Origin of the sequence: Streptomyces sp. CBMA152 (assembly GCF_014596475.1) — a bacterium.
Lineage (GTDB): Bacteria > Actinomycetota > Actinomycetes > Streptomycetales > Streptomycetaceae > Streptomyces.
Window position 1 is genome coordinate 13133 of record NZ_MECJ01000014.1, and the last position, 25141, is coordinate 38273.

Annotated in this window: 13 protein-coding genes and 3 pseudogenes; 6 read left to right on the forward strand and 10 right to left on the reverse strand. The window is 67.4% G+C overall.

The features are described 5' to 3' along the window. Positions 1-10: 10 nt before the first annotated feature. Positions 11-541, reverse strand: coding sequence for a hypothetical protein (locus tag BG418_RS12825; protein ID WP_188273940.1), 531 nt, complete (start codon positions 539-541; stop codon positions 11-13). Between the two features lie 89 nt (positions 542-630). Between BG418_RS12825 and BG418_RS12830 the strand changes: the two genes are divergently transcribed. After that, the gene (locus tag BG418_RS12830; protein WP_188273941.1) at positions 631-996 is read left to right on the forward strand and encodes a hypothetical protein; all 366 of its coding nucleotides are present in this window, start codon (positions 631-633) and stop codon (positions 994-996) included. Positions 997-1101: 105 nt separating this feature from the next. Here the strand turns inward: BG418_RS12830 and BG418_RS12835 are convergent, their stop codons facing one another. After that, complete coding sequence (locus BG418_RS12835) at positions 1102-1740, reverse strand: hypothetical protein (RefSeq protein ID WP_188273942.1); 639 nt, start codon at positions 1738-1740, stop codon at positions 1102-1104. Between the two features lie 1137 nt (positions 1741-2877). Between BG418_RS12835 and BG418_RS12840 the strand changes: the two genes are divergently transcribed. Continuing rightward, complete coding sequence (locus BG418_RS12840; RefSeq protein ID WP_223184756.1) at positions 2878-3930, forward strand: hypothetical protein; 1053 nt, start codon at positions 2878-2880, stop codon at positions 3928-3930. A gap of 144 nt (positions 3931-4074) precedes the next feature. On the opposite strand, the gene BG418_RS12845 is transcribed toward BG418_RS12840, so the two are convergent. After that, on the reverse strand, positions 4075-4815 hold the full coding sequence (locus BG418_RS12845; protein WP_188273943.1) for a histone-like nucleoid-structuring protein Lsr2: 741 nt from the start codon (positions 4813-4815) through the stop codon (positions 4075-4077). A 336-nt stretch (positions 4816-5151) separates the two neighbouring features. Between BG418_RS12845 and BG418_RS12850 the strand changes: the two genes are divergently transcribed. Further along, a complete protein-coding gene (locus BG418_RS12850) occupies positions 5152-5601 on the forward strand; it encodes a hypothetical protein (RefSeq protein WP_188273944.1) in 450 nt (149 codons plus the stop codon). A 207-nt stretch (positions 5602-5808) separates the two neighbouring features. Here the strand turns inward: BG418_RS12850 and BG418_RS12855 are convergent, their stop codons facing one another. Together BG418_RS12855 and BG418_RS12860 are read right to left on the reverse strand one after the other, a co-directional pair. After that, complete coding sequence (locus BG418_RS12855; protein ID WP_223184757.1) at positions 5809-6651, reverse strand: hypothetical protein; 843 nt, start codon at positions 6649-6651, stop codon at positions 5809-5811. Between the two features lie 1145 nt (positions 6652-7796). Then, positions 7797-12503, reverse strand: coding sequence for an RICIN domain-containing protein (locus tag BG418_RS12860; protein WP_188273945.1), 4707 nt, complete (start codon positions 12501-12503; stop codon positions 7797-7799). A 441-nt stretch (positions 12504-12944) separates the two neighbouring features. Here BG418_RS12860 and BG418_RS40845 point away from each other — a divergent pair, with 441 nt between their 5' ends. Further along, positions 12945-20207 (forward strand): polymorphic toxin-type HINT domain-containing protein, encoded by a 7263-nt coding sequence (locus tag BG418_RS40845; RefSeq protein ID WP_188273946.1) that lies wholly within the window; start codon positions 12945-12947, stop codon positions 20205-20207. 86 nt (positions 20208-20293) lie between these two features. Further along, positions 20294-20545 (forward strand): hypothetical protein, encoded by a 252-nt coding sequence (locus BG418_RS12870; RefSeq protein WP_188273947.1) that lies wholly within the window; start codon positions 20294-20296, stop codon positions 20543-20545. Positions 20546-21195: 650 nt separating this feature from the next. Here the strand turns inward: BG418_RS12870 and BG418_RS12875 are convergent. Continuing rightward, a pseudogene (locus BG418_RS12875) lies at positions 21196-21573 on the reverse strand (transposase); the annotation flags it as partial. A 397-nt stretch (positions 21574-21970) separates the two neighbouring features. Here BG418_RS12875 and BG418_RS12880 point away from each other — a divergent pair. Continuing rightward, a complete protein-coding gene (locus BG418_RS12880; protein ID WP_188273948.1) occupies positions 21971-23206 on the forward strand; it encodes an IS110 family transposase in 1236 nt (411 codons plus the stop codon). Positions 23207-23239: 33 nt separating this feature from the next. On the opposite strand, the pseudogene BG418_RS12885 reads toward BG418_RS12880, so the two are convergent. The 4 genes and pseudogenes from BG418_RS12885 to BG418_RS12895 all read right to left on the reverse strand — a co-directional run. After that, positions 23240-23611: pseudogene (locus BG418_RS12885) on the reverse strand (transposase family protein); the annotation flags it as partial. Between the two features lie 140 nt (positions 23612-23751). Beyond that, on the reverse strand, positions 23752-24033 hold the full coding sequence (locus tag BG418_RS12890; RefSeq protein ID WP_188273949.1) for a hypothetical protein: 282 nt from the start codon (positions 24031-24033) through the stop codon (positions 23752-23754). Further along, positions 24032-24190: pseudogene (locus tag BG418_RS39835) on the reverse strand (alpha/beta fold hydrolase); the annotation flags it as partial. The gene BG418_RS12890 and the pseudogene BG418_RS39835, both read right to left, overlap by 2 nt. Before the next feature lie 183 nt (positions 24191-24373). Then, positions 24374-25123 (reverse strand): BTAD domain-containing putative transcriptional regulator, encoded by a 750-nt coding sequence (locus tag BG418_RS12895; RefSeq protein ID WP_188273950.1) that lies wholly within the window; start codon positions 25121-25123, stop codon positions 24374-24376. Positions 25124-25141: the final 18 nt, after the last annotated feature.

Genomic DNA, 25141 nt, shown 5'->3' on the forward strand with positions numbered 1-25141 from the left:
CGGACGGTGGTCAGTGGCGTGTGCGGCTCGTGCTCGGCTGCGGTGCCGGCGACGGTGCCACGGGTGCGGAGCGGGGTGTCTGGGGTCCCTGGGTGGCGTGTTGCCTGTACCAGGCGAGAAGGCGTGCGGGGCGTCGGGCGTCGTCGAGGGGGCGTTGGTCGGCGGCCTTGCGGAGGGTTTCGGTGAGGTCATGGGCGTTTGCGTCGGTTCGCGCGAGCATCGCCGCGAGGGCGTCCCAGTCGGGTGCGGCGAGGATCTTCTCGGCGTGCTCGGGAAGAGTGACGCGGACGGCGTGTTCGTAGCGGAGCTGAGTGGTGGCACTGGTGGGTGCCACTCGCGTCAGGGTGGCCAGGGGAATGACGGCTGCCTGGTCCGCGACAACTTGGAGGTGGGTGAGGGCTTCGCGTGCCGCAGTGACCTGCTGGTCGTAGCGTTGTAGGTCGTGCCAGCGGGCGGTGGCGGTGACGGCGAGGACGATCGTGTCGAGGAGCAGGACCAGGAGGGTGCCGTCCGGGTTCTGGGGTGGTGGGGTGCGGAGCATGTCCTTGACGGCTCCGCGCAGCCAGGCGGCGTGGTGGTTTCGGGCGCGAATACGGGAGCGGGAGGTTCTCCGGCCCCGGCGAGCACGATGTGGCTGATGTCCGGGTCACGGTCACGGCCCTGACCCCAGCCCGGCTGCCGGCGGGCACGGAAGACGTCACCACGCAGGCGCTGGGCAGCGCGGGCAACCCGGTCAGCCGGTTCCGCAGGTTCTCCGCGGTCCGCCTCACCAACCCCAACCACTACCCCGTCCACGTCCGGGTCTCCTACCTCGTCTACGACAAGCCACCCGAAGGCCAGAGCCAACAGGTCACCTCGCTCACCCCCACCGGTGATCTCACCGAAGTCCCCGCAGACGGACACACCGACCTGACCGTGCCCAGTGATGCCGCCACCGCCGTCGACCGCTACTCCAACGGACCAGCGGTCAGCATCAAGGCGTACTTCTCCCAGTGACCCCGCGCGGAACAAAGGCCAGGGCGCAGCCCACTCGCTCCCCTCACCGAGTACATCGGCACCTGTTCCGCTGACGTTGTGAACCGGTGAGTGGCGACTTCGTGTTCACGCTGCGGGAACGCGGGTGTCGTTGCGGACTTTGACGGTCATGTCGGCGTCCTCGTCGAGGGTGAGGCCCGTGTCAGGGCGGGTGTCGTCGCGGACCGAGACCATGCCCAGAGTGCTGTGATCAGCCCAGATGCAGCTTGAGTTGGTCGTGGCGGGGCCCGACGGATGGGCAGATTGGACGGCCTTGAACATCTGGCACTTCATCACGGCATCGCCGAGCCCGCTCCGGGACATCTCGCGGGGAGCGCCGAGGCCGGTGACGATGACGAGCGTTTTGTCGGCGGCTGCCTGGCGGGCGCCCCAGGCGAACGCGCGGTCGACAGCCTGTGCGGGGTTGTCGATCGTGCCCCAGGCTCCGTTGAACACCATCAACTGCCTGGATGCGGAGGAGTAGTAGTGAGCTCCCGTGGCTTGCGGGTTGCGGATCCCGTCGGCGGCGTACCCCGCGATTTCGTTATTGGTGATCGGGACACCGACCTGGGGATCGTAGACGAAAGCGCCACCGATGATGCTCGGGGGCGTCGTCAGCTTGTCTCCAACCGTTGGGGCGGCGGCCGGGCGGCTCTTGCCCCGGCCCAACACGTAACCGGTGGCGCCCACCGCGCAGAACACCACCACGAGCACCGTCGCCAGCACTACGGTCCTCGTGCGTACGCCCGTCCGCACCGGCGGCGCCACCGCCTCGTACGGGGGCGGTCCGAACGCGGGTGGCGGCGGACCATAGGGGCCCGGCTGATGGTGGCTCATGTGTGGGCAGTGCCTCCCGGGGCGGATCCGATCACTCCATCCTCGCCCACGAGGCCGCGTCGCCCGCAGGCAGGGGCACCGTTCACGCCACGACGGCCATACCCACCCACATGGCCACCCCGCCCACACCACTCCCACCCCACTGGAGGTCCGCCGAACGGGACAAAGACGCGATGACGATGCACGGCCTGGACACAGCAGACCGCAAGCGGCTGCCAACCGAACGCCGGGCCGAACTCCGGCACTTGTGCCGCCGGACAGCCGACGGACAGTCCGAGGCCTGGCGGTGAGCGCTGGTGGTGTCCCCTCTCATTTACACCGACAAGCCCCGCCGCGCGGTACCGATCGAGGCGACCGGCGACATGCGACCGCGGGAAGCAGCCGAGACCTTCAGCCGCTACTTCCACCACGAGATCCATTTCGACGTCCCGCCGTTCCCGGCTGAGCACATCCCCTACAACGGTGCCAGCCCGTCCTTGAACACCGGCCCTACGCCATCGCGAACTTCGGCATGACGGGCCCGCGGAACCTCGTGGATGACATCGAGATGAAGAAGGCGATGTCCCCCGGCTGCGGGAGGGGGAGCCGATCTCGTTGCGGATGATCGCGGAGCATCCGAGTGCGTGGGTGAGGGTGGCCTTCCCGGTGCCGGGCCCGGCGCTGACGACGGTCAGGTCGATAGACCCGTGGTCGCGTCATGGCACCACCATCATGACAGGTCAGAGGCCTTCTGCGTAGGACGAACGGCACAGGGGGCAAGGGTTGTTCGGTCGTCTTCCAGGACCCCAGAATCTCCGCTGTGAATGACTCGGGGAAAGTGGATCAGGACGACATTCTGTGGGCCCGGAACGTGCTGCTCGCTTCCGGACGACGCACCCCACGCGAGGAGGTCGACACCTACCGGGTACTTGCCCGGGTCAGCCCCGCTGCCTACCTGCCTCGCCTGGTCAACACCCTGCAACGGCTGACTTACGACACCAGCACCGGTACACGGCACCCAGCCTCTCTCGCACTGTGCGAGAGGCGGTGGCCGCAGCACGGTCCATCGATCCGGCTGAACCTGCCCGTGAGGATGTCCTGTACCGAGCGCTCGACGCCTGCCAGCGCCAGCTGTACACCGCGGGCCGGCGCGTCGAAGGACTCGCCATGCGGGCCGAGATGCTCGCCATCGGTCGCGCGCAGGCCGCATTGTCCCGAGAGCCCGAGGTCAAAGGGCTGCACGACTGGGCCATGGGTCTGTCCGAGGAAGGCCGCTATGCCGAATCCGCCGATGCGATGGCCGAGCTGGTCGCGGCGATGCTGCCCCGCGGACCCAGCGGTGGAGCACTCGCCTGGTCGCTCCTGGCCTGGATCGCCGCTCTGGCTGACGCCGGCCGCTTCGACGAAGCACTCGCCGCGTTCGCCACCCTCGTCAGCATGGAAGCACTCGAGGCCGCGAACGACCGCGGCTCCATGGCCTGCCATCTCTACTCCCTCATCGGATACGCACGGATGCTGGACACCTGTGGACGAGGCGAACAGGCCGCCGCCGTACGGCAGGAGGCGCTCGCCCTGCTGACCGAGCTGGCCGCCACCGGCGAGCGCAGGTGGGGCAGCTATCAGGCGTCCTTCTGGGCGGTCCTGCTGCCTCTCTGCGGTGCCGACAGCGAGCGGCCGGCACCAGGTGAGCCCCGGCCGCCTTCGGGAACAACACCTATGCGGTGGTCACCCGATGTCAAGCAGCGCTACGCCGACAGCCTTATCGCCCTGCGTGAAGAGGTGGACAACCTTGCTGTGCCGGCCGCCGAAGACCCCGAGCAACATCTGGCCGAACTCGTGCGACTGCACCGGGTTCTCACTGTCCGATGTGCCACCTACTGGGAGGACCGCACCCATCTGTTCGCAGAGAAGGTGCGCTCTCTGTTCGACGAGGGAGTATCCCTGGCCCGCCAGCTGTCCCAGCAGCAAACGGCAGACGGAACCTCGGCATTGGCCGAGACCCTGATGGACCGTACGACCTTCCACGTCGCAGCCAACGAGTTCGAACCCGCCCTCAACGACTATCGCCGCGCCCTGAGCTGCCTGGGGGAAGCCAACTGACACGGGTTAACCCGACGCACGCCGGAACCCGTGCGCACGGTCGGCGTGCGCCAGGTCGCGGCACATCGCCCCTCAGCCACAACGTCCCATACGAATGGCTGTGGCCAACCGAGGGTCGTTGACCGGTACGGCCGGCTCCCGTGCTCACCTCCGTGACACTTCGTAAGCCTCGCGGATGTCTGAGGGGATACGCCCGCGGTCATTGACGAGATAGCCGTTGGTGCGGGCCCACAGGCGTATCGGCTCGTCCTCCGGACGGGGATCGAGCTCACGGAGTCTTGCGGGCCTGCCTGGGCTTCTCCAGTCTCCCGAGGAGACTCCTTCCAGCCGGTCCGCCGCGTCCTGGAAGAAGGCGAACAGCGAGGCGTATGCGCCTTCTTCAGGACCGGATGCTTCAGTCCACGTTCCGATGGTTCCGTTGACCGTGTCCACAAACGTCCCGTAGAAGCCGTCGCGCTCCGCGGCGATGGGCACCCACTCACGGCGCCAGAACGGACAGTCCGGGTCGGACGGTTCCCTCTTCTCCGCGTCCATCCGGCTGAGGTAGACCCGCTGGATGTCCGTCAGGCCGAGAAGGAGAGGGCCGCTGGGGATGACCCCGCCGCACCCCAGCGCCACCAGACACGATGAGACATCGGGCTGCCTGCCGGCATCGATGTCGTTCGCCAGAAGCCACTGCCGCATCTCCCTCGGCAGCTTCAGACCCATGCGCACTTCGGCTCGGCTGATGGCCGTCGGACTCCCCGGACCGCCGAGGGCAGCGAACACTGCGGGATCGTGCCGCTCAAGCCACGCGATCACCCGACCCCACGCCTCCCGTACATCTCCTGCCTCACTGGCACCCGGGGAACTCTGCCCGGTCTCCCGGACGGTGAAGTCGTCCATCCGACGACGCGACAACCACTGATCATCCATAGGCAGACCGTAAGCGGGACCACTGACAACGACCGGCTCGGAACGAGTCACCGCAGATCATCCACAGCACCAAGCCGGCCGGGCCAGTGCAGCCCGCCTGCCCCGGCCCCATCCCCACTCGCGCACACCGGCACAAACGAATGTGCGGTTGTCAGAGCGACGTGATACTCACTACCTCATTGGGGGCGTTGACCCGGCGACCCGACGAGGCACGACGCGCCGACCGTTCGGGACGCAGCACCGTGGGTTCCACGGGCCGGGACAACTTGGCACGTTCATCACATCATTGAGGGGGAAGAGCAGTACATGCACCAGAATCGGCGCACCATGGCCGTCGCGAGCGCCGGGCTCTTGGCCGCGGTGGCCCTGACGGCCTGCAGCAGCAACGAGAGCACGAGCAACAACACCGACAAGGCTTCCGACAAGCCCAGCAGCGCCCCGACAGGCACGAGCAAAGACCTCGCCGGGATGTGGCTTCCTGCGGACGGGAACAAGGAGTGGGCTCTGCTGTTCACGAGTCAGCGGACCACCACTCTCACGGGCAGGCACTTCTGCACCGGCCCCTTCGCCGAGGAGGCCGGGGCGACCGTCCTCAAGCTCACGTGCGCGGACGGAGAGACCGCGTATACCGCGGGCACGGTCAAACGCACCGGGGACAAGATCGAGGTGAGCTGGGCGGGCGGCGAGAGACAGGAGTACGTCCGGGCACCTCGCGCGAAGGCGACAGGACTGCCCACCACGATGCCGACCCCGTGACTCCTGGCGCTGTTCGCCCCGGCTCGTCGTCGGCCGACCGGCTGTCTGCGCAGCGCAGCGTGGATGCGTGACCCGCGCGAACACCGGCGACGCCCGCGTTCTCGCCTTGCTGTCCGCCTTGGCTCCGCACGCGGTTGTCGCACACCGCGGGAGCCCGTCCCCACGTAACGGCGGCGCTGCCAGGGACCTCGGCTCACGGCCGGGTCGCTAGCCGAGCTGCCGCAGCACCGCGGCGATGTTGGCCCGGTACGTCCGCAGCGCCCGCAGCCCGGCCGCGTAGCGGTCGCGATGTTGTGCGATGTCCGCGGCCTGGTTCCGGGCCCGTACGGCGTGCCAGAGTTCGGCCGTGTGGTGGCGGCGCTTGCAGGTGACGTCGGCGACCGCGGTGGCCCGTTCCCGCTGTGTCTGCAGGGTGTTTCCGTTACTGGCCCGTTGCCAGGCGCCGTCCGCGTAGGCGGCGACGGGGTCGGGGTAGCGGGTGAATCCCTGGTCTGCCACACAGCGGGACCACACCTCGAAGGCCGCGCGCAGGCGTGGGTCGCGCTTGACCGCCTTGTCGACCTCGACGGCTCGTTGGCCGGCATAGGGCCAGTCCTTTTGCAGGTCGATGCCGCGCATCAACCGCCGGTTGGTCTCAGCGCTGCAGGCGGGCAGGTCCGCATACTCGGCGTCAGTCATCCTGCGGCCCTTCGGCCGAGGCATCAGCGATTTCTCGGGGTCCCAGCCGTATCCCCAGCGGCGGGCGGCGGCGAGGTCGAGGACTCCGTAGTCGGTACTGACCGCGGCGGCGACGATGGGGTCGGTGGGATAGCGGGGATCCAGCGGGTAGTCCGGGTGGCCGCGACCGGCCATGCACTGGCGAACCAGCAACGCCGACGCCCGCTGGGATCGCTCGTAGTCCTTGGACGTCGAGTCGTAACGGTCGGCCGGGAGAGGGCCGAGACCCGACACCGTGCGGGCAGCCTCGGAACGTTCCGGGCCCGAGGCGCAGACCGCCGCCAGCACCGCCACCACCACGGCACTTGGCCGCCACCACCCCCGCATCGCCATACGAACGGATGCTAGCGGCCCGCGTATGCACGGTTGGCCGGGGCCCCGGCGACTCAGCCGGGCGATGAGCCGGGCGAAAGGCCCGTGTCCCAGCGGCTCCTGAAGGCCACCGCGCGCCGCCCTTCCGTCGTCGGAACCGCCGGACGGGCTCTCCGCGCCTCCTCGGACCGCTCGGATCCTGTAGCGCGATGGAGGCGAATGACGTTCTGCAGCAAGGAGATTGGCTTGATGGGCCACCAGCGAAGCCCGGCCCGACTGTCGGACCCACCCTCTGGAGTCCGGACCGATGGGGCTGGTACCGGGGGCGGCGCGGCCACCGCACGCGCCACGCCTGTCCCCGACCGGGCGGCCCCGGATGCCCAGATGGATCAGTCAGGGCATCGAACAGCACCGCTGGCTCAGGCAGTTGATCCGCCACCGTAGCGTCGCTGTTCGGGACGTGGACATGGTGATCAGCAAGCGTATCGATCGTGGACCCCGGCACACGAGAGCGGCTCCTGACGATCGTCGGCTTCAAACATCTTGATCATCAGGAGCCGTTGCTCGTGCCGGAGAACCGGGGCCACCGCACCACCAGGGCGATCACGATGCACCGGCCGTCTTGTCATCCGAGAACGCATGCGCCCCGCCGGGTCACCGCGCCCGGCTGCGGTGGATTCCGGATCAGAACATCAGGCGGTAGGTGTGGTAGCCCCAGCCGATCTTGCGGCGCCCAGCAGGCCGACATCATCGCCCGCGACAAGGCCAGCGTGCTCGCCGAGACGTTGTTGCCTCCGACTATGCCGAGGAGCTGCTGCTCATGGAGAAGGGCGGGGAGCACGATTACCGTGATCTTCCGTGGAGGCAGGTTCCGTCACCGCGCAGCGATCTTGTTCAGATACCCGCGCAGCGCTTCCCCGATGGGGGCAGGGAGTCATGGACAGAGCTCGCCCCCAAGACCGTTCCCTGCACGGAACGCCGCGAGGAGCCGTGTAGCGCTCCCCATTCATCGTCACTGGTCAAGGCCGTTCCGTACCCAGATGGAGTTCCTGCCCGTCTCTGCTGGGTCCCGGGAGTTCGCGCGCGGGTGCGGGGCGGGAAGCGAACGGTGGCCTGCCCCTGTTGGGGCAGGCCACCGTTGGTGGGTCAGATGTCGTCGGTGCTGGTTACAGGTACCACGTCTGGGCGGGGTAGGCGGGGTCGGTGGCGTGGGTCCATTGCTGGGCGGGGGCGCCGTCGTCCTTGCGGGCGTCGGCGATCTCCAGGGCCTTGCCGCTGTTGGTGTTGGTGATGCTCAGCCGCCCTGTGCTGCCGACGCGTTGGATGGTCCACTGCTGGGTGGCGATGCCGCCGCAGGTCCACTGCTGAGCACGAGCGCCGTTGTCGGGGCTTGAGTTGCTGATCTCCAGGCACTTCCCGCTGTTCGTGTTGTGGATCTCGTAGACGTTGGGCGTCGATGTCGGGCGGAACTCCCAGCGGGAACCGGGCTGGCCCGCGCAGGCCCACTGCTGGGCCAGGGCGCCGTCGGCGCTGCTGGAGTCGGCGATCTCCAGGCAGGTTCCGCTGTTGAGGTTGTGGAGGTAGACGGTGGTCAGCACGGGGACCGTCGGGGTCTTTCCGTTGTCCGGGAGCGGGGCGGGCGTCGGCAGCGCGGCGGCGTTGAGGACCGGGGTGGTCCAGCGCTGCGCGGGAGTCGGTGCGCACCCCCAGAGCTGCAGTTGGGTGCCGTTGGTGAAGGAGTTGTCCGGCCGGTCGATGCAGCGTCCGGAGGCTGGGTGGAAGTAGCTTCCGTCGGCCAGCTCCTGCCATTGCTGACTCGCGGTTCCCGCGCAGGTCATCAACTGGAGTGGAGTGCCGTTGGCAGTGCCGCTGTTGGCGGGTTGGACACACTTGCCCTGGACGCGGAGGCTGCCGTCGTCCCGGAGCTCGAACTTCTGCGCGTCGGTCGGACCGCAGCCCCAGATCTGGATCCTGTTGCCCTCGGTGGTCAGTGCGTTGTTGTTGTCGATGCAGGTTCCCGTCCCGGTCGTAGCGCTGATCGGTCCTGTGGTGCCAGGGGCGGTGACGGAGGCCGCGTACGGGTAGAGCGCGAGGTTGCTGACACCGCCGTGCAGGCCCTTGCCCGCAGGGTCGGGCTTGCCGCCCGTTTGGTAGCGACCGAGGGCGAGAGGGCCTGTGGGAGTCGGGCTGGCTGCGGCGTCGTGGCGGCCGGAGCCGATGAGGATGCCGTCGGAGTACAGGCTCATCCGGCCGCTCGTGGCGTCATAGACGGCGGTGAGCCTGGTCCACACGCTCGGCTTGATGCGGGCCTGCTCATTGATGACTGAGGTGCTGTCGTAAGACCAACTTGAGCTGGTGTACTTGGTGTTGGAGATGGCGAAGCGCCAGTAGCTGCCGTTCATCTCGGGGAAGAGCATGAAGTCACTGCCCTGGGTGCCGTCCTGGCTGAGAACGACGCCGCCGGCTTCCGCGGCCATCGCCCAGGTGGTGATGGTGAAGCTCTTGGTCGTGTCGATCACCGGCGTGCTGGTGGTGATCGTCGCCCCGGCGTTCTGGAAGGCGGCGTAGTCGTTGTTGCGGCCATCGATGGTGGCCGTCGGCCACATGATGCCGTTGGCGGTGGCCGGGTAGTTGCCCACACTGCTGGTGACGGTTCCGTTGCCGCTCTGCCCGGTCAGCGTCCAGGCGGCCTTGGGCGCGTTGAGGTTGCCCTGCGGGACGACATCGGCGGCGAAGCCGGTCACCTTCGGGAAAGGAGTTGCGCTGGTGGGGGCGTTACCTGTGCCGTTCCAGGAGACGAGCTGCTGATTGCTGTCGACTGCCCACAGGTCCGGGATGCCGTCGCCGTTGAGGTCGCCGTCGGAGCCGACGCGCGGGTAGCGCTTGGGGTCGATGGTCGCCAGGACCGAGCCCTGGGAGGGGGCGGTGAATCCGGTGAGGACGGGGGCGTCCTTGGTGCCCGTGATCGGGAAGGCACGGATGGTGCCGTCACCCTTGGAACGGGCCCACAGGGTGGGGAAGTCGTCCCCGTTGGCGCGGCCCGGGGCGATCAGGTCGTAGTTGGCCCACTGCTGGTCGTTGGCCGAGAGCAGGACGGCTTGGCCCAGGTGGTTGCTGCTGTCGCGCAGGGCCAGCCAGAGCCGTCCGTTCTCCACGAACAGCAGCGAGGTGCGCGGCAGGGCGTACTGGCCGGTGCCCTGGGTGGTGCCGGAGTCACCGGTCGGTGAGCCGAGCGCCGCGATCTGAGTGACGTTGGACCAGTCGCTGCCGTAGCCGTAGGCCGCGCAGGACAGGTCCGCGGAGCTTGCATCGACACAGGCTGTGGGCTTGCCGACCTGAACGGCCGCCTGGCCGTCGAATCGGCCTCCGTTGGTGTCGTTGAGGTAGTCGTAGAGCGTGGCGGCGCCGGGCTGGTGGGCCAGGATGTCGTCGACGTTCTTGCTGGCGAGGCTGCCCCGGTGGGTGATCTGGATGCCGTTCCAGCCGTTGTTGCCGGGGGCCGCTTGGATACGGGCGTTGGGCGCTGTGTTGGGGTCGGTGCCGCCACCGATCTGGCGGAGGTTGCCGGCGCTGTCGGGCAGCAGGACGTCCGGGATGGAATCGCCGGTGACGTCGCCGAAGACGGGGCGGGGGCCGCTCAGGTCGGACGGCGCGTAGTAGCTGTAGACGGCGGGCTGGGACATGTTGCCCGCGTTGTCCTGGGTTTGTAGATAGACGAAGTTCGTGCCCCAGTGCGGCGGCGTGATCTTGATGTCGGCCTTGCCGCCGGAGAGCTTGACGATGCCCTTGGCGGAGTCGGTGCACTTCCAGCCGGTGGCGGCCGCCTGGACGGGGTCGGTGGTCCAGCGGGCGCACGCGAGCCCGGAACTGCGGCCGCCGTCAGTGGGCGCGGGGTCAGTACCGGTGAGGGTGAAGGTGCCTTCCTGGCCGGCCTTGAGAGGCTGGGCGTTGAGGGTGCCCGAGGGAGGGAAGTCGCTGGAGGTGACGGCTGCGGTGGGCGGGGTGCGGTCGACGCGGAAGTAGCACCTGCCGCTCGGGTCGCTCGACAGCGTGCCGTCCGTGGTGATCGCCTGCCAGCCGTACTGGTGGCCGTCGATGAGGCTGCCGGAGTTGACGGTGACGTCGCCGCCGGAGTTCCAGCCCGTGGTGAAGGTGGGGCCCTTGTCGCCGTTGTCGTTGTCCCACAGCTTGAACGTCGTGTTCAGCTGCTCGTTGGTGCGCGAGTTGGTGCTCGCTGTCAGCGCCGTACTGGTGGCCCCTATCCAGCCGGGTGCCCCCGCGGGGGTGCAGGTGTCGTACGAGCCTGTGCCCGCGAAACCCGGGGTCGGGCTGGTGCGGAGGTTGCCGATGGTCGGGGTGATGTCATAGGTGACAACGACGTGCGGGGCATCGGAGCCCTTCGATGTGAAGCGCTGCCGGTAGTACTTGTTGTTCTCGTCGTCGGGGGCGAGACCGAAGGAGAAGTTGGGCCAGCGGTTGGCTGCGGCCCGCTTCATCGTCGAGGTCACGTTGTACGCGATGCTGCCGGTGCCCGAGATCGAGAGACTCGAACCGATCTTGGAACAGCCACTCATGACCGAATCGGTATCGGTCCCGCATGGCTGCTGCTTCCAACTGGTCGGATCGCTGATCGTGCTGGTCTCGTACAAGCCCATAGGGGTGCTGGTGGACGGGCTGGAGGAGGCGATGACCGTGGCGTACAGACGTGCGTCGAGGACGGTGGCTCCGTAGAACTTGGAGTCGATGCCGACCTGGAAGTAGGCACGGGTTCGACCCTCGGGGTCGCACGGGTGCTCGGTGTCGACGTAGCCGCAGTAGCCCGTGGCCGGCGTGTCCTGGCCGTACTGGGTGCCCCTGTACTCGTTCGTATACGGATACGCCTCCTGCACCTGGGCCCAGGCTTGCAGGGTGTTGTCGGCCGACGGGTTCCAGCCCGGGTCGATGAACCATGGCCCGGTGCCCTTGCCCAGCAGCGTGGCATCGGGAACGAGGTCGATACCCGTCGTGTCGGCGGTAGCGGTGACCTTGGCGACAGTGGCGCCCGCGCCGGGGCCGTCCGCAGAGGAGCCAACTGTCTGAGCGTCGGCGGATGTGGCCTGCGCGGCGCGGCGGGCGAGAGACTTGGGCGCGGCTGCCTGCGTGGTGGCTGTGGTCGAGTCCCACATGACGGGACTGGGCGCGGAGAAGCGGGCCCGGTTCTGGGCGTCGGCAGCCTTGAGGTTACCTGCCGCGTCGGCGCTCACCGCCAACCCGTCGGCCACCACGTCGAGATGGACCTTCTTGACTGCGGGGTTGGCAGCGGCCTGCGCGGTGTGCACGATCAGCACCTGCCGCCAGCCGCCCAACGGGGTCGCGGTCAACTCCAGGTCGACATCGGGCAGTACGGCCTTGTAGAGGGCGCTGTCACCGTCGAGGGTCGGCTTGGGCAGTGTGAACGGTGCCTTGATGGCGAGCTTTTTGCCGTCGCCTGTGGTCATGGTGGCCATCGGCCCGTCTCCGCCACCTGAGAACACCAGCTGCGAGGGCACGGTGGCCGGGGAGACGGTGCCGTCCGTGTTCGCACGCAGTGTCGCGTCGATGTCCTGCCATGTGCCGTCGGCGGACTTGACGCGCAAGGGGCTGGACGAGGTGTCGGTGCTGAGCGTGCCGTCGGGGTTGGCGACCGTTCGCGAGTTCTCCGACGTCATGAACCCGATGACCACGGGCTTCCCGGTGCTCTTGGCCTCCGCGCGTGCCGCGTCGAGGGCCTTCTCGTCACCGGTGGACTCCTTGGCGGGCGGGGTCGGCCAGGTGGAGTCGGCCGGGCCGTGTTCTGGGCCGCCGTCGGCGACCGCCACAGGCGCGGCGAGGACGCCGATGCCCAGCGAGAGCACGACGGCACCGGCAATCGGTCCCAGCGGCGCGCGGATGGCCCGCCGCTGAGGTGAGGCCCCCGGCCTCGGTATCCGTGGATGGAGAAGTGATGGCCTCAAGGTGGAGGTCCTCGCTGTGGTCTGTGAGTGAGCAGAGGTCAGGCGCACAGTTCCTTCACAGCGTTCTGCCTGTCAATGGTGCCGATTTGCGGAATGCCCCTTGTGCCCCATGAGCTGACACAGTGCCCCCAGGCGTGACATTGGCCACGTGATCGGAATATTAAATTCCTCTGTACGTATCGAACTGATGCTCCATAAGGTGCCGCTTACCCCGGCTGTGATCCACCGGGTGTTTTCGCGTTTCTGCATGTTTTTCTTTCTTCTGTGTCCTGTGGGGGGAACCAGTTGTCTCGTCGGGGTGGGCTTTTCACGCGCTCGAATACCGGGCGTTCGCGGATTGCCGTGGTCGCCGCTCTGTCGGTGCTGTTCGCCGGGCTCGGCCTCCCCGCTGTCGAGGCGAAGGAGGCGCCCCCGAAGGTCTGGACGCCGCCGAACACCCCGCTGCCCGACACCAGGCCGGTCAAGGGCTCAAACCTCAAGTCGTCCACTGCCAAGACGCACACTGGTAAGAGATGGTCGCCACCTGCCGCAAGTGACACCCCGTCGGGTACGGCGACAGCCGTCGTGGCCAACTCCCTGTCCGGCAAGGCCGTGTCGCGGAGTGCGGGCAAGGCCCCAGCGCTCGCGCAGGCCGGCAAATTGCCGGTCTGGATTGCTCCGGGACAGAGCCCGGATCGCGCGGCCAGGAGTTCTTCTGCCGCTTCTCCGCAGGGCAGTGACTCCGCCCTGCGCGTCGAGGTAGCGGACACGGCCAAGGCCCGCAGGGTGGGTGTCAACGGCGCGCTCGTATCGCTGACCGACACCGGATCCGGCGCGGCCCCCGGGAAGGTCCAGGTCGGCCTGGACGTCTCCGCATGGACCAAGACCGCCGGCGCCAACTGGGCCGACCGCGCCCGTGTCGTCCAGCTTCCCGGCTGCGCGCTGACCACGCCCAAGGCCGCGGGCTGTATGCAGCGCACCCCGGTCGCCGCGCACACGGATTCTTCCGGCCGACTGGTGGCCGAGGTCGCGATGCCGTGGGGCATGGCGCGTGAGACCGCCAAGTCACCGCTGTCCAGCTCTGTCGCCGCCCCGCAGAACCTCGCCGCGCAGAGCGTGGTGCTGGCAGTGGAGCCCGGCCCGGTGGGATCCAGCGGCGACTTCAAGGCCTCTCCGCTCAGCCCCTCGGCTTCCTGGCAGGCGGGCGCCAACGCGGGCAACTTCACCTACGGCTACACCGTGGAGGTCCCCTCCGCCCTCGCCGGCCCCGCCCCCAGCCTTTCGCTGGGCTACGACTCCTCGTCCGTGGACGGCAAGACCGCCTCCACCAACGCCCAGGCCAGCTGGATCGGCGACGGCTGGGGATACCACCCGGGCTCGATCTCCCGTACGTACAAGAGCTGCGACGACGCGGGAGTCAAGGGCTCCGGAGACGAGTGCTGGGGCGGCGACCTGCTGAACCTCTCGCTCGCCGGGCATGCCGGCCAGCTGGTGCGCGACGACACCTCCTGTGTGTGGCACCTGCAGGGCGAGGACGGCACCAAGGTCGAGCGGCTGACCGGCCTGGACAACGGCGCCTGGAAGGGCGAGGGCTGGAAGGTCACCACCACCGACGGCACCCAGTTCTACTTCGGCGCCAACCACCTGCCCGGCGGTGACGGCAGCGACACCGCCGCGGGCTCCGTCTCCACCGTGCCCGTCTACTGGCCCGGCGACGCGGACAAGTGCCTCGGCACCGGCTCCGCCGACAAGGGCACCTGGTCGCAGATGGGCTGGCAATGGAACCTCGACTATGTCGTCGACCCGCACCAGAACCTGATCAACTACCGCTACGCGCAGGAGGACAACTACTACGCGCGCGGCGGCGGCCAGAACAACGGCAACGGCACCCTCACCAAGTACCAGCGCGCCAGCTACCCGACCTGGATCGGCTACGGCCAGCGCCTGCCGGACCAGATCGCGGCCAAGGGCAAGGCCAACCCCGCCGCCCAGGTGTGGTTCCGTCCCGATGAGCGCTGCTTCGCCAAGGACACGATCACCTGCGCCGAGTCCCAGCGCACCAAGGACAACGCCAAGTACTGGCCCGACACTCCGCTCGACCAGAACTGCGCCGGCAGTGGTCAGTGTCTGAACCTGTCGCCCACGTTCTGGACCACCAAGCGCCTCAAGCGGATCGACACCGAGGTCCTTGATGGCACCACCTACCGCGGCGTCGACTCCTTCGCCCTCAACCAGTCCTTCCAGGACCCGGGCGACGGCAGTTCCCCGTCGCTGTGGCTGGACTCCGTCCAGCGCACCGGCTCCAACGGCAAGACCACCCCCATCACCCTGCCCGCGGTCTCCTTCCAGCCGCTGCAGATCGCCAACCGGGTCGACGGCAACGTCGTACGCCCCGACGGCACCGAGGCCACGGCGTCCCTCTTCAACCGCCCGCGCATCCAGACGATCACCACCGAAACTGGCGGCAAGATCAATGTCGTCTACCGGCCCGCGGAGTGCTCCCGGCTCAACCACACGATGCCGTCCTCCGAGGACCACAACACGATGGCCTGCATGCCGGTCAAGTGGTACTTGCCCGGCCAGTCCTACCCCGACCCCGTGAGCGACTGGTTCAACAAGACCGTCGTCCAGAGCGTCACCGAACAGGACACGTTCGCCACCGCCCCCACCAAGGTCACCGACTACGAGTACGGCGGCGGCATCGCCTGGCACCGCAACGACTCCGAGCTGACGCAGTCCAAGACCCGCACCTGGGACCAGTTCCGCGGCTACGCCACCGTCACCACCCGCACCGGCTCCGGCAACCTGACCGAAGCCCCGCGCACCAAGACCGTCTCCACCTACTTCCGCGGCATGGACGGCGACGTCCTCGCCGACGGCTCCAAGCGCAGTGTCACCGTCGACACCGGTGCCCTGGACGGAAGCACCAAGGTCCAGAGCCTCACCGACGACAACGTCCTTTCCGGCTTCGTCCGCCAGAGCCTGACGTACGACCGCGACGGCGGCAGTGTGATCGGTGACGAGGTCAGCACTCCCTGGCAGGGTCCTGTCACCGCGACCCGCGCCCAGTCCGGCGGAATGCCGGACATCACCGCCCGCGCCGTCAACACCGCCAAGGTCACCACCCACTCCAAGCTGGCCGACGGCAGCTGGCGCACATCCGAGCGCACGTCCACCTACGACAGCTCGCTCGCCGCACGCCCGGTCCAGATCGACGACAACAGCGACGTCGACCACCCCGAGAAGCGGCTGTGCACCAGCTTCACCTACGCCATGGGCCTCGACTTCACGCCCAGGCCTCTCGCCGCGCGCACCCGGATCCTCTCCGGTGCCTGCGACCAGGCGGCCACCTCCTCGAACACGGTTGCCGACACCCGCGTCTACTTCGACAACCTGCCTCTCGGCAAGGCCAATGCCACCGGGGAGCAGACCTCCACCGAGGTCCTGGAGCGCTACGCCGCCGACGGCAGCCCGGTGTACCGCAAGAACGCCGCCACCACCTTCGACGCCTACGGCCGCGTCACCAGCACCACCGACCCCACCCGCACCGACGCCACCCACCCGGACGGCGCGGTCACCAAGACCGAGTTCAGCCCGTCCACCGGTGCCCTGCCCAGTCAGGTCACCCACACCAATCCGCTCGGCTGGAAGACCGTCACCACCCTCGACACCGGCCGCTCGCTGCCGCTGAAGGCCACCGACGAGAACAGCCGCGTCAGCGAGCAGGACTACGACGCCCTCGGCCGCGTCGTCGCCGCCTGGCAGCCCGACAGCGACCGCTCGACCGGCGCACCCGCCGACCGCAAGTTCTCCTACGCGATGAACGGCACCAACGCCCCGTCCACCGTGCTCAGCCAAGCCCGCATGCAGGACGGCAACTACACCTCGTCCTTCACCATCTACGACGGCCTCGGCCGGATCCGGCAGACCCAGGCCACCACCCCCTCGGGCGTGTTCGGCCGGACGATCACGGATGCCCTCTTCGACTCGCACGGCTGGCAGACCAAGACCAGCGCGGCGTACTACAACGACGAAGCCGCCCCCTCCGGGGCGCTGTTCCTGCCCAACGGCGGAGTCAACCCGGACAGCAAGATCCCCGCGCAGACCGTGCAGGTCTACGACGGCATGGGCCGCACCACGGCCTCGGTCTTCCAGTCGTACGGCATCGAGCAGTGGCGTACGAAGACCGACTACCCCGGCGCCGACGAGGTCCGCACTACCCCGCCCGCCGGTGGCTACGCCAGCTCCACCATCACCGACGGCCTCGGCCAGACGGTGGCGCTGCGCCAGTACCAGAGCAACACCCCGACCGGCCCGTACGACGAGACCACCTACGGCCACAACGCCCAGGGCAAGGAGCTGTGGCGCAAGGACTCCGCGGGCAACCAGTGGACCTTCGCCTACGACCTGCTCGGCCGCATGGTCAGCTCCACCGACCCGGACTCGGGCGCCGCGAGCACCGTCTACGACGACACCAAGAACCTGGTCACCGCGACGGACGCGCGAGGCAAGAGCGCCACCACCGTGGTCGACCTCTTGGGCCGCACCACCGCGACGTATGAGGGCACCTCAATCGACCCGGCCAAGCAGGTCGGCAAGTTCACCTACGACACGCTGGCCCTCGGCAAGCCCGCTGCCGCCACCCGCTTCGTCGGCGGCGCCTCCGGCAGCGCGTACACATCGGAGGTCACCGGCTACGACAAGGGCTATCGCCCGTTCGGCACCAAGACCACCATCCCGGCCTCCGAAGGCAAGCTCGCGGGAACCTATACGAGCACCAACACCTATGACGCCTTCGGCTACCTGAAGACGACCAAGCTGCCCGCCCTCCCGGGCGTCGGCCTGGGCACCGAGACGCTGACCTTCGGCACCGACGTGATGGGCAACCAGACCTCGCTCGACAGCACCATCGGATTCACCAACGTCCCGTACGTGGCGGATCTGCGCTACGACCCCTACGGCCGCACCATTCGCACCACTGTCGGTGACACCGGTGCCCAGATCGTGTCCACCCTGGACTACGACAACTCGACCGGCCGTGTGATCCGCTCGATCCTCGACAAGCAGAACGCGCCGACCGCGAGCGTCGACGTCAACGAGTACACCTACAACCCGCTGGGCCAGGTCACCTCCGTCCGCGACACCCAGGACGGCAAGGCCGTCGACCAGCAGTGCTTCACCCACGACTACCTCGGCCGGCTCACCCAGGCCTGGACCGACACCGGCACCCAGACCACCGCCCCCCAGCCCAGCGTCCGCGGCATCGGCTCCTGCGCCAACAGCAGCGGTCCGGCGATCGACGGCGCGGGCAAGCCGAGCGTCGGAGGCCCCGCCCCGTACTGGCAGCAGTACACCTTCGACAAGCTCGGCAACCGGACCAAGCTCGTCAAGAAGGACGTCACCGGCGCGACGGCCCAGGATGTGACGGTCACTCAGGCCTTCGGCACCGGCCCGAACACCCCCTCCTCCGACCCGAAGACGGGCGGCGGCACGGGCGGCCCGCACGCCTTGATGGCCTCCACGGAGACCGGCCCCTCCGGCACCACGGCCACCTCATACACGTACGACGCGGCCGGCAACACCGCATCCATCACCGGCACACCCGGCACCAAGACGCTGACCTGGGACGGCCAGGGCAAACTCGACAAGATCACCGGCACCAGCCAGAGCGCGGGCACGAGCTACCTGTACGACACCCAGGGCAACCAGCTCATCCGCCGCGACCCCGGCAAGACCACCCTCAACCTCGGCGCCGACCAGCTCACTCTCGACACCGCCGGCGGCACCGTCACCAACGTCCGCACCTATGCAGCCCCCGGCGGCCTGTCGATCACCCGCACCACCACAGGCGGCAAGTCCACCCTGGCCTACCAGGGATCGGACCCGCACGGCACCAACGGCATCCAGTTCAACTCCTATGACCTGTCCCAGGTCCGCCGCCCCGCCGATCCCTTCGGCAACGACCGCGGCACCCAGCCGGCAGAGGGCAGTTGGGCGGGCGACAAGGGCTTCGTCGGCGGCACCAAGGAGAAGGCGACCGGCTTCACGCTGCTCGGGGCACGCGAGTACGACCCGAAAACCGCGCGGTTCATCAGCCCCGACCCCGTCGTGGACGGCGGCGACCCACAGCAGTGGAACGCCTACGCCTACGCCAACAACAGCCCGGTCAACAAGGCTGACGCCAACGGCCTGGAGGTGAAATGCGACACGACGGAAGAATGCATTGGCCTCGGCCAGTACCGCGCGGAGCAGGAGAAGAAGAAGGCCGGTGAGAGCGACGAAGAGATCAGCACCGGAACCGCGCTGGACGAGGCCAACACCACCGTCACCCAGGGCAAGACGAAGCGCGACGACCTGATGAAGAAGGTCATCCACATCGTCGGTGACCTCATCGGCTACAACGACGCCCGCGACTGCTTCACCAAGGGCGACGTCATGGCCTGCCTCAACACCGCGCTCGGCTCGGTGCCCTGGGGCAAGCTCTTCAAAGCCATCAAGGTCGGCATCAAGGCATTCAAGATCTACAAAGAGATCAACAAGACCTACGACGCCATCCGGGCCGCCGAACGCACAGCAGCCGAAGCGGCCAGGGCCTATGCCAAGGCGAAGAAGGCCGGCGACGAAGCCCGCGCCGCAGAAAAGGCGGCGGCCAAGGCGGCCAAAGAGAAAGCCGCCAAGGAGACAGCCACCGACGCGGCAGGCACCGAGTCAAAGGCCGCCAGAGGTGAAGCCGACGCCGAAGCCAGGGGCGCGGGCGAAGGCAAGGAAGCGCCCACCAAGTGCGACAGCTTCCCCACGGGCACGCGGGTCATGATGGCCGACGGCACCACCAAGGCCATCCAGGACATCCACGACGGCGACACGGTCCTGGCCACCGACCCCCAGACCGGCCAGACCCGCCCCGAAACCGTCACGACCACCATCACCACCCCCGACGACAAGGACTTCACCGACCTCACCCTCACCGACGACGCCAACCCCCGCGGCCCCCCGGCCAAGATCACCTCCACCCACCACCACCCCTACTGGAGCCAGACCCGCCACCAGTGGGTCGACGCCGGTGAACTCCACGCCGGCGAACATCTCCGCCAGCCGGAAGGTGCTTCGCTCACCGTCACGGCGGTCCGCAACTACCAGTACGCCGTCACCACCCATAACCTCACCGTCGCACAACTCCACACGTACTATGTGCTGGCTGGGGCCACCCCGGTACTCGTCCATAACTGTGGTGGTACTGCCACCGTTTCGTATGACCCCGATATGGGGTCTACCGGACACGCCATAATTCGAATCGATATGGCCGATGGTCGATCGCAGATTACCGAGCAGGTAATTAATGGAATTCCTTCCAGGCCGGGCCAGTACAACGGTCTTCCTACCACAGGTGCGCACGCGTTCCCCGAAGACCTCGGTCCTAACACGAGGAGTCTCACCTTCGATCTGCCGAACGCAGAAGCTGCCTACGGGGCTCAAAGGAGAACCATTGATGCGGACCTCGGAGCGTACGACGGAATGGACAATAGCTGCGTGACCTACTGTGTTGACATCCTGCGGGCTGGTGGGGTCAACCTCCCGGAAGGGCGTCGCGGGATGGCTGTACTACGAGGAAGGATGAACAGAGGGTGAGTCAACCAGGTAGCCCGTCCGAGTACATCAAGGTCTTGGCTGAGATTATCGCCAGCCCGAGAGTCGGCGGATTGCACCTTCGCAGAGTGGGCGAACTTCTCATCGCGCGCGAAGAATTGAATGAGCGGTTCCTGGATGCCGACAGGCGTAAATTCTCCGATGTCGAATTCGATGACATCGTGATCAAGTCGTCAGAGCTTGATGACGAATATGTTCGAGTGTGGCGAGCCTGTGAAGAGGCGACTCGGGAATGGCGCCACTCTGAAGGTCTGCCGGCACTGGCCCTCGCGCTGAAGCAAGCCGCCGATTACTACCATGGCGTTGCATCCGCGGCCTGATACTGAACAGGAATGTAAATCGAGCGGCCCCACCAGGTTCATTCTGGTGGGGCGCTCGCTTGCGCTGGGGGCTCCTGACGACAGTGGGCAAGGGAGCAGTTTGAGAATGAATGGCATGTCCGCTGTTGACGGTCCCGTTTCGACCGGAAGTGACGATCTTCGCTCCATCGTGGAAGAGATTCTTAGCCATGACCGAATTGCGAGATTTGAAGTAGACGACCTAGCGATTCGGTTGATGGCTAGTGATCACCGCTTCGATTGGTGGTACAGCACTGTCGTAAAACGAGGTCTGGCGCGCATCTGGTGTAGTCCGACAGATCTCATCATCGATTACGTTGACCTCATCGAGCACCTCAGAAATGACCGGGATCGATGGCATGATGGATCGATATCAGATGACGGATTCGTCGCGACCCTTAGGGGCGTAGTGGAGAGATTGGAGGATTGGGTTAGGCGTGCTCCCAACCCTCCATGGGAATCGAGTGTTGCGGGCTGATTCCCAATCTTGTTGCTGCCGTTGAGGCCGAAAGGTTGAGGTGACAGCGGGAGCTGGTGGGTCTACGTACCGGGCGGCCGCCACCGCATGCGCCCTCCATAGCGCCCGGCCCGGCTCCGCCACCTGCCCGTATTGGACTCCCCGCATCAGGTACGAGGTTGTGCAGGCGGGCGACGCCGAGCATCGCGTGGTGTACGCCATCTCCTTTGAGCCGGCAGTCTCGGAGGATTTTCCAGGTCTTCGTGCGTGCGAAGACGTGCTCCACACGAGCGCGGACCTGCTTGTGGGACGTGTTGTGCGCTTCCTTCCAGCCGGGCAGTTCTTCTCCTTTGTGGCGGTGGGGCATGACGAGTCCGGTGCCCGGGGAGCTGCCGTCGGCGATCGTTGTAGTCAGCCCGACAGCAGCCTTGGCTCCGGATTCCACCCATGCCTTGCAATCGTTGCGGTTGCCCGGCAAGGGTCGACCGATGATGACGACCAGGCGGCTGTCGGCGTCGATGACTACCTGGTGGTTGGTGGAGTACCGGTAGTTCTAATAGGTCATCGGTGAGCCCGAGCACGGCAGTGCAAGGGCTCCGATGCGAGGTGGAAGCCTGCCGCCATTCTGGGGCTTTGATCCCTGTGTTCAGGCCGGCTCTGCCTCGCCTGCGTCCTGCCGGGTGGAGACCTTCGGTAGTTCCGGGACCTTGATCTCTCGTCAAAGACCGGTCCTGCCCGGCAGGAGCTCGGATCCAGGTTTCATGTCCTCAGGCCGTCGACAGGGGCCACCTCTCAGCAGTTCGCGAGCCATGAGCTCTCCAACAGACCGAGGTCCCTGTCGGCCGCTGGAGACACGAACGGCTCATGAGATGGCGTGCCTTGAGCACTTCTATTAGAGCGCCGCGTGCTCCGCACAGGTCCAACCTGCAGGTTCATACGGAGGCACAGGGTTGAACAAGATCTTCTGCGGCATTGACTGGGCGGAAGGGCATCACGACATTGCCCTGGTCGACCAGGACGGAACCCAAGTTGCAAAGCTACGGATCAGTGACGACAGCGCCGGCTTCCACGCGCTGATGGAACTTCTGGCTCAGCACGGTGACAGCGCAGCAGAACCGACCCCGGTCGCCATCGAGACGCCCCGCGGGCTTCTCGTCGCCGCCTTGCGGGCCACCGGCCGCCAGATTTACGCAATCAATCCATTGGCCGCGGCCCGATACCGCGACCGCGCCAGCGTCTCCCGAGCCAAGTCCGATGCAGCAGACGCCCGGGTTCTGGCCAACATCCTCCGGACCGACCGGCATGCCCACCGGCCTCTGCCCGACGACAGCGAAGCAGGGCAGGCCGTCGCCGTCCTGGCCCGCGCTCACCAGGACGCCATCTGGGACCGGCAACAGATGATCAACCGGCTCCGGTCCCACCTGCGCGAGTACTATCCAGCCGCCCTCACTGCCTTTCACGGCGCCGGAAAGCCCGGACTCGACTCGCTGCGCGCCCGCATGATCTTGACTGCCGCACCCACGCCGGCCGACGCCGCCAAGCTCACCCGCAGCCAACTGCGCGCGTTACTCAAGCGCGGTGAGCGTCCACGTTGCGGGATCGAAGCCGAGGTCGAGCGACTTCGGACAGTCTTCCGCGCGGACTCCCTGCGGCAGCTGCCGCAGGTCGAACAGGCCCTGGGACAGCAGGCAGTGGCACTCATCCGGCAGGTCGACGCCGCTTGCGTCAGCGTGGCCCAGTTGGCGGTGGCGACGGAAGAGGCATTCCTCGCGCACCCGGATGCCGAGATCATCACCAGTTTCCCGGGGCTCTCCGTGCTCTCTGGAGCACGCATTCTCGCCGAGATCGGAGACGACCGCGAACGCTTCGCGGACGCCAGAGCCATGAAGGCATACGCCGGCGCGGCTCCTGTTACACGGGCCTCCGGCCGAAGCCACGTGGTTGTGGCTCGAGCCGTCAAGAACCAGCGACTGGCATCAGCCGGGCACATGTGGGCCTTCGCAGCCCTGCGCACGCAGGCTCCACGAGCCCACTACGACCGTCGGCGAGCTGGTGGAGAACGCCATACCGCAGCTCTCAGAAACTTGTTCAACAAACTGCTCGGCTGCCTCTACCACTGTCTGCGGCACCGCGCGCTGTTCGACCCCGATCGCGCCTTCGCGCCGCCTATGGACCTTGCTGCCTGAGCATCTCCTTGACCAACCAACGACATGAGATGTCTTCGACTGCTCGGCGATCGTGTGGTCGCGCGTGGGCACCAGGGTGCCGTCCACGATGAGCACGGTGTCCTTGCGGAATCTCTGACGGGATTGGAGCGCCAGCTGCGGGCCGAGGTGGTTGATGATACGGTCCGCAGCCGACTTGGAGATGCCGAACAGCGGAGCGAGTTGGCGGAGCGTCAAATTCGTGCGCCAGTAGGCCGCAACCAGCAACAGTCTGTCTTCCAGAGACACACCCCAGGGTCTTCCGCGGTGGACAGCGTCGGCTTCCGTGCGTCGCAGTGCAGCCAACAGTTTGCTGAACCGTCGAGGGCTCAGCCCGGTGAACGGGGGTATCCAGGACAGCTCCGACGCCGTGATCACACCAGCCACACCGGGATCATCACATCAGAATTGGCCCGACGGCGAGACGATCGTTGCAGCTACGCTTCCACGGCACAGCTGGTGTCGGGCAAGGGGGAGATCGTGAAGCGACCACTGCTGTTTCTCGATGTGGACGGGCCGCTCAACCCCTATGACAGCCCTTGGCCCGGGATGATCATTTTTTGGGAGGCCTTCCCGTTATATGTGCCGTTGAGGTTTCCGTACCACTTGGTGGAGCCCTGGTAGCCGTAATACGGGAAGGCGTCCCAGGTCTCTCCCCAGCCGCTGTAGTAATACACGCGCGCTTCGTAATCGGTGTAGTTGTAGAGCGAGGCTGCCGGGTTCTTGACCGGCAGCCCTTGGCCGTATCGGCCGTCAGATTCGAAGTAGTAACGGGCGCAGCCCTGGGAGGGGCACGCGGTGGGGTCCATGTCGTGGTTGTAGGAGACTCAGACCCTCGGCGAGGGAGTCCCATTCGCCCCTGTGCCCGGCCAGGCCGTGCAGCAGAACGACAGGCGGCCCGTCTCCGCCCCCGTCACGGCAGTCAAGGCGGACGCCGTCGCGGGGCTGGGCGCCGCCGGTGAACATCGCCCTGTTCACCGGGGTCCACAACAGCAGGCCGGGGTGGCTGCGGGCGTGATCGCGCCGTTCGCCGTCCCGAGTGCGGCCGCTGTCCTCCCATGTGACGCATGTGCATGACCGTCACAAGGGGGCGCGGGGATCGCCGGGGCTACGGCTGGTGCCGATCGCTCCGGCGAGCGAGACCCGTGGTCAGCCGGTGAGCAGCTCCCGCTGCAGATCGCGCAGCCGGGCGGCCGGCTCCAGGCCGAGTTCCTCGCGCAGGGTGCGGCGCGCGTCCTGGTAGACCTCCAGGGCGTCGGCCCGTCGGCCGCACTCGCGCAGGGCGATGATCTCCTTCTCCCAGAGTCCCTCCCGCAGCGGATGGGCGTCGCGCAGGGCACGTACCTCGGAGAGGGTGTCCAGGTAGCGGCCCAGGCGGTGGCTGACGTCGATGCGCATCTCGGCGGCGGCGAGGCGGGCCTCTTCGAGGCGGGCGACCTCGGCCACCACCGACGGCGCGGACGGCACGCCCTCCAGGGGTGCGCCCCGCCAGAGGGCGAGTGCCTCGCCGAGGGTGTCGAAGGCCCCGGAGAGGTCGTCGCAGACGAACTGCTCCTGGCCCCTCACGGCCAGTTCCTTGAAGCAGCGGGCGTCGAGCCGCGCGGACCCGCAGCTCAGGCTGTAGCCGGTGGTCCGGGTCACGAGGACGCTGTGGCCGCGGTCGCCGAGCTGGCGGCGCAGCCGCATCACGTACTGATGGACCAGGTTGCGCTGGTCGCCCTGGCGGCCCCGGCCGTCGTACCAGATCTCGTCGATGATGCGGCTGAGCGGGACCACCCGGCCACGGGCCGCGAGCAGGACCGCGAACAGAGTTCTCACCTTGGGTATTTCGACCGCTTTCCAGTCCACCGGTGTCGCGTGCGATATCTCCATGGGGCCCAGCAACCTGATCTCCAGCACTCGTCGACTCCGCTCACA

Coding starts and splice junctions, on each gene's coding strand:
- BG418_RS12825 (WP_188273940.1), bottom strand. CDS start 541: ATGCTCCGCACCCCACCACCCCAGAACCCGGACGGCACCCTCCTGGTC.
- BG418_RS12845 (WP_188273943.1), bottom strand. CDS start 4,815: ATGGACGACTTCACCGTCCGGGAGACCGGGCAGAGTTCCCCGGGTGCC.
- BG418_RS12850 (WP_188273944.1), top strand. CDS start 5,152: ATGCACCAGAATCGGCGCACCATGGCCGTCGCGAGCGCCGGGCTCTTG.
- BG418_RS12855 (WP_223184757.1), bottom strand. CDS start 6,651: ATGGCGATGCGGGGGTGGTGGCGGCCAAGTGCCGTGGTGGTGGCGGTG.
- BG418_RS12890 (WP_188273949.1), bottom strand. CDS start 24,033: ATGGACCCCACCGCGTGCCCCTCCCAGGGCTGCGCCCGTTACTACTTC.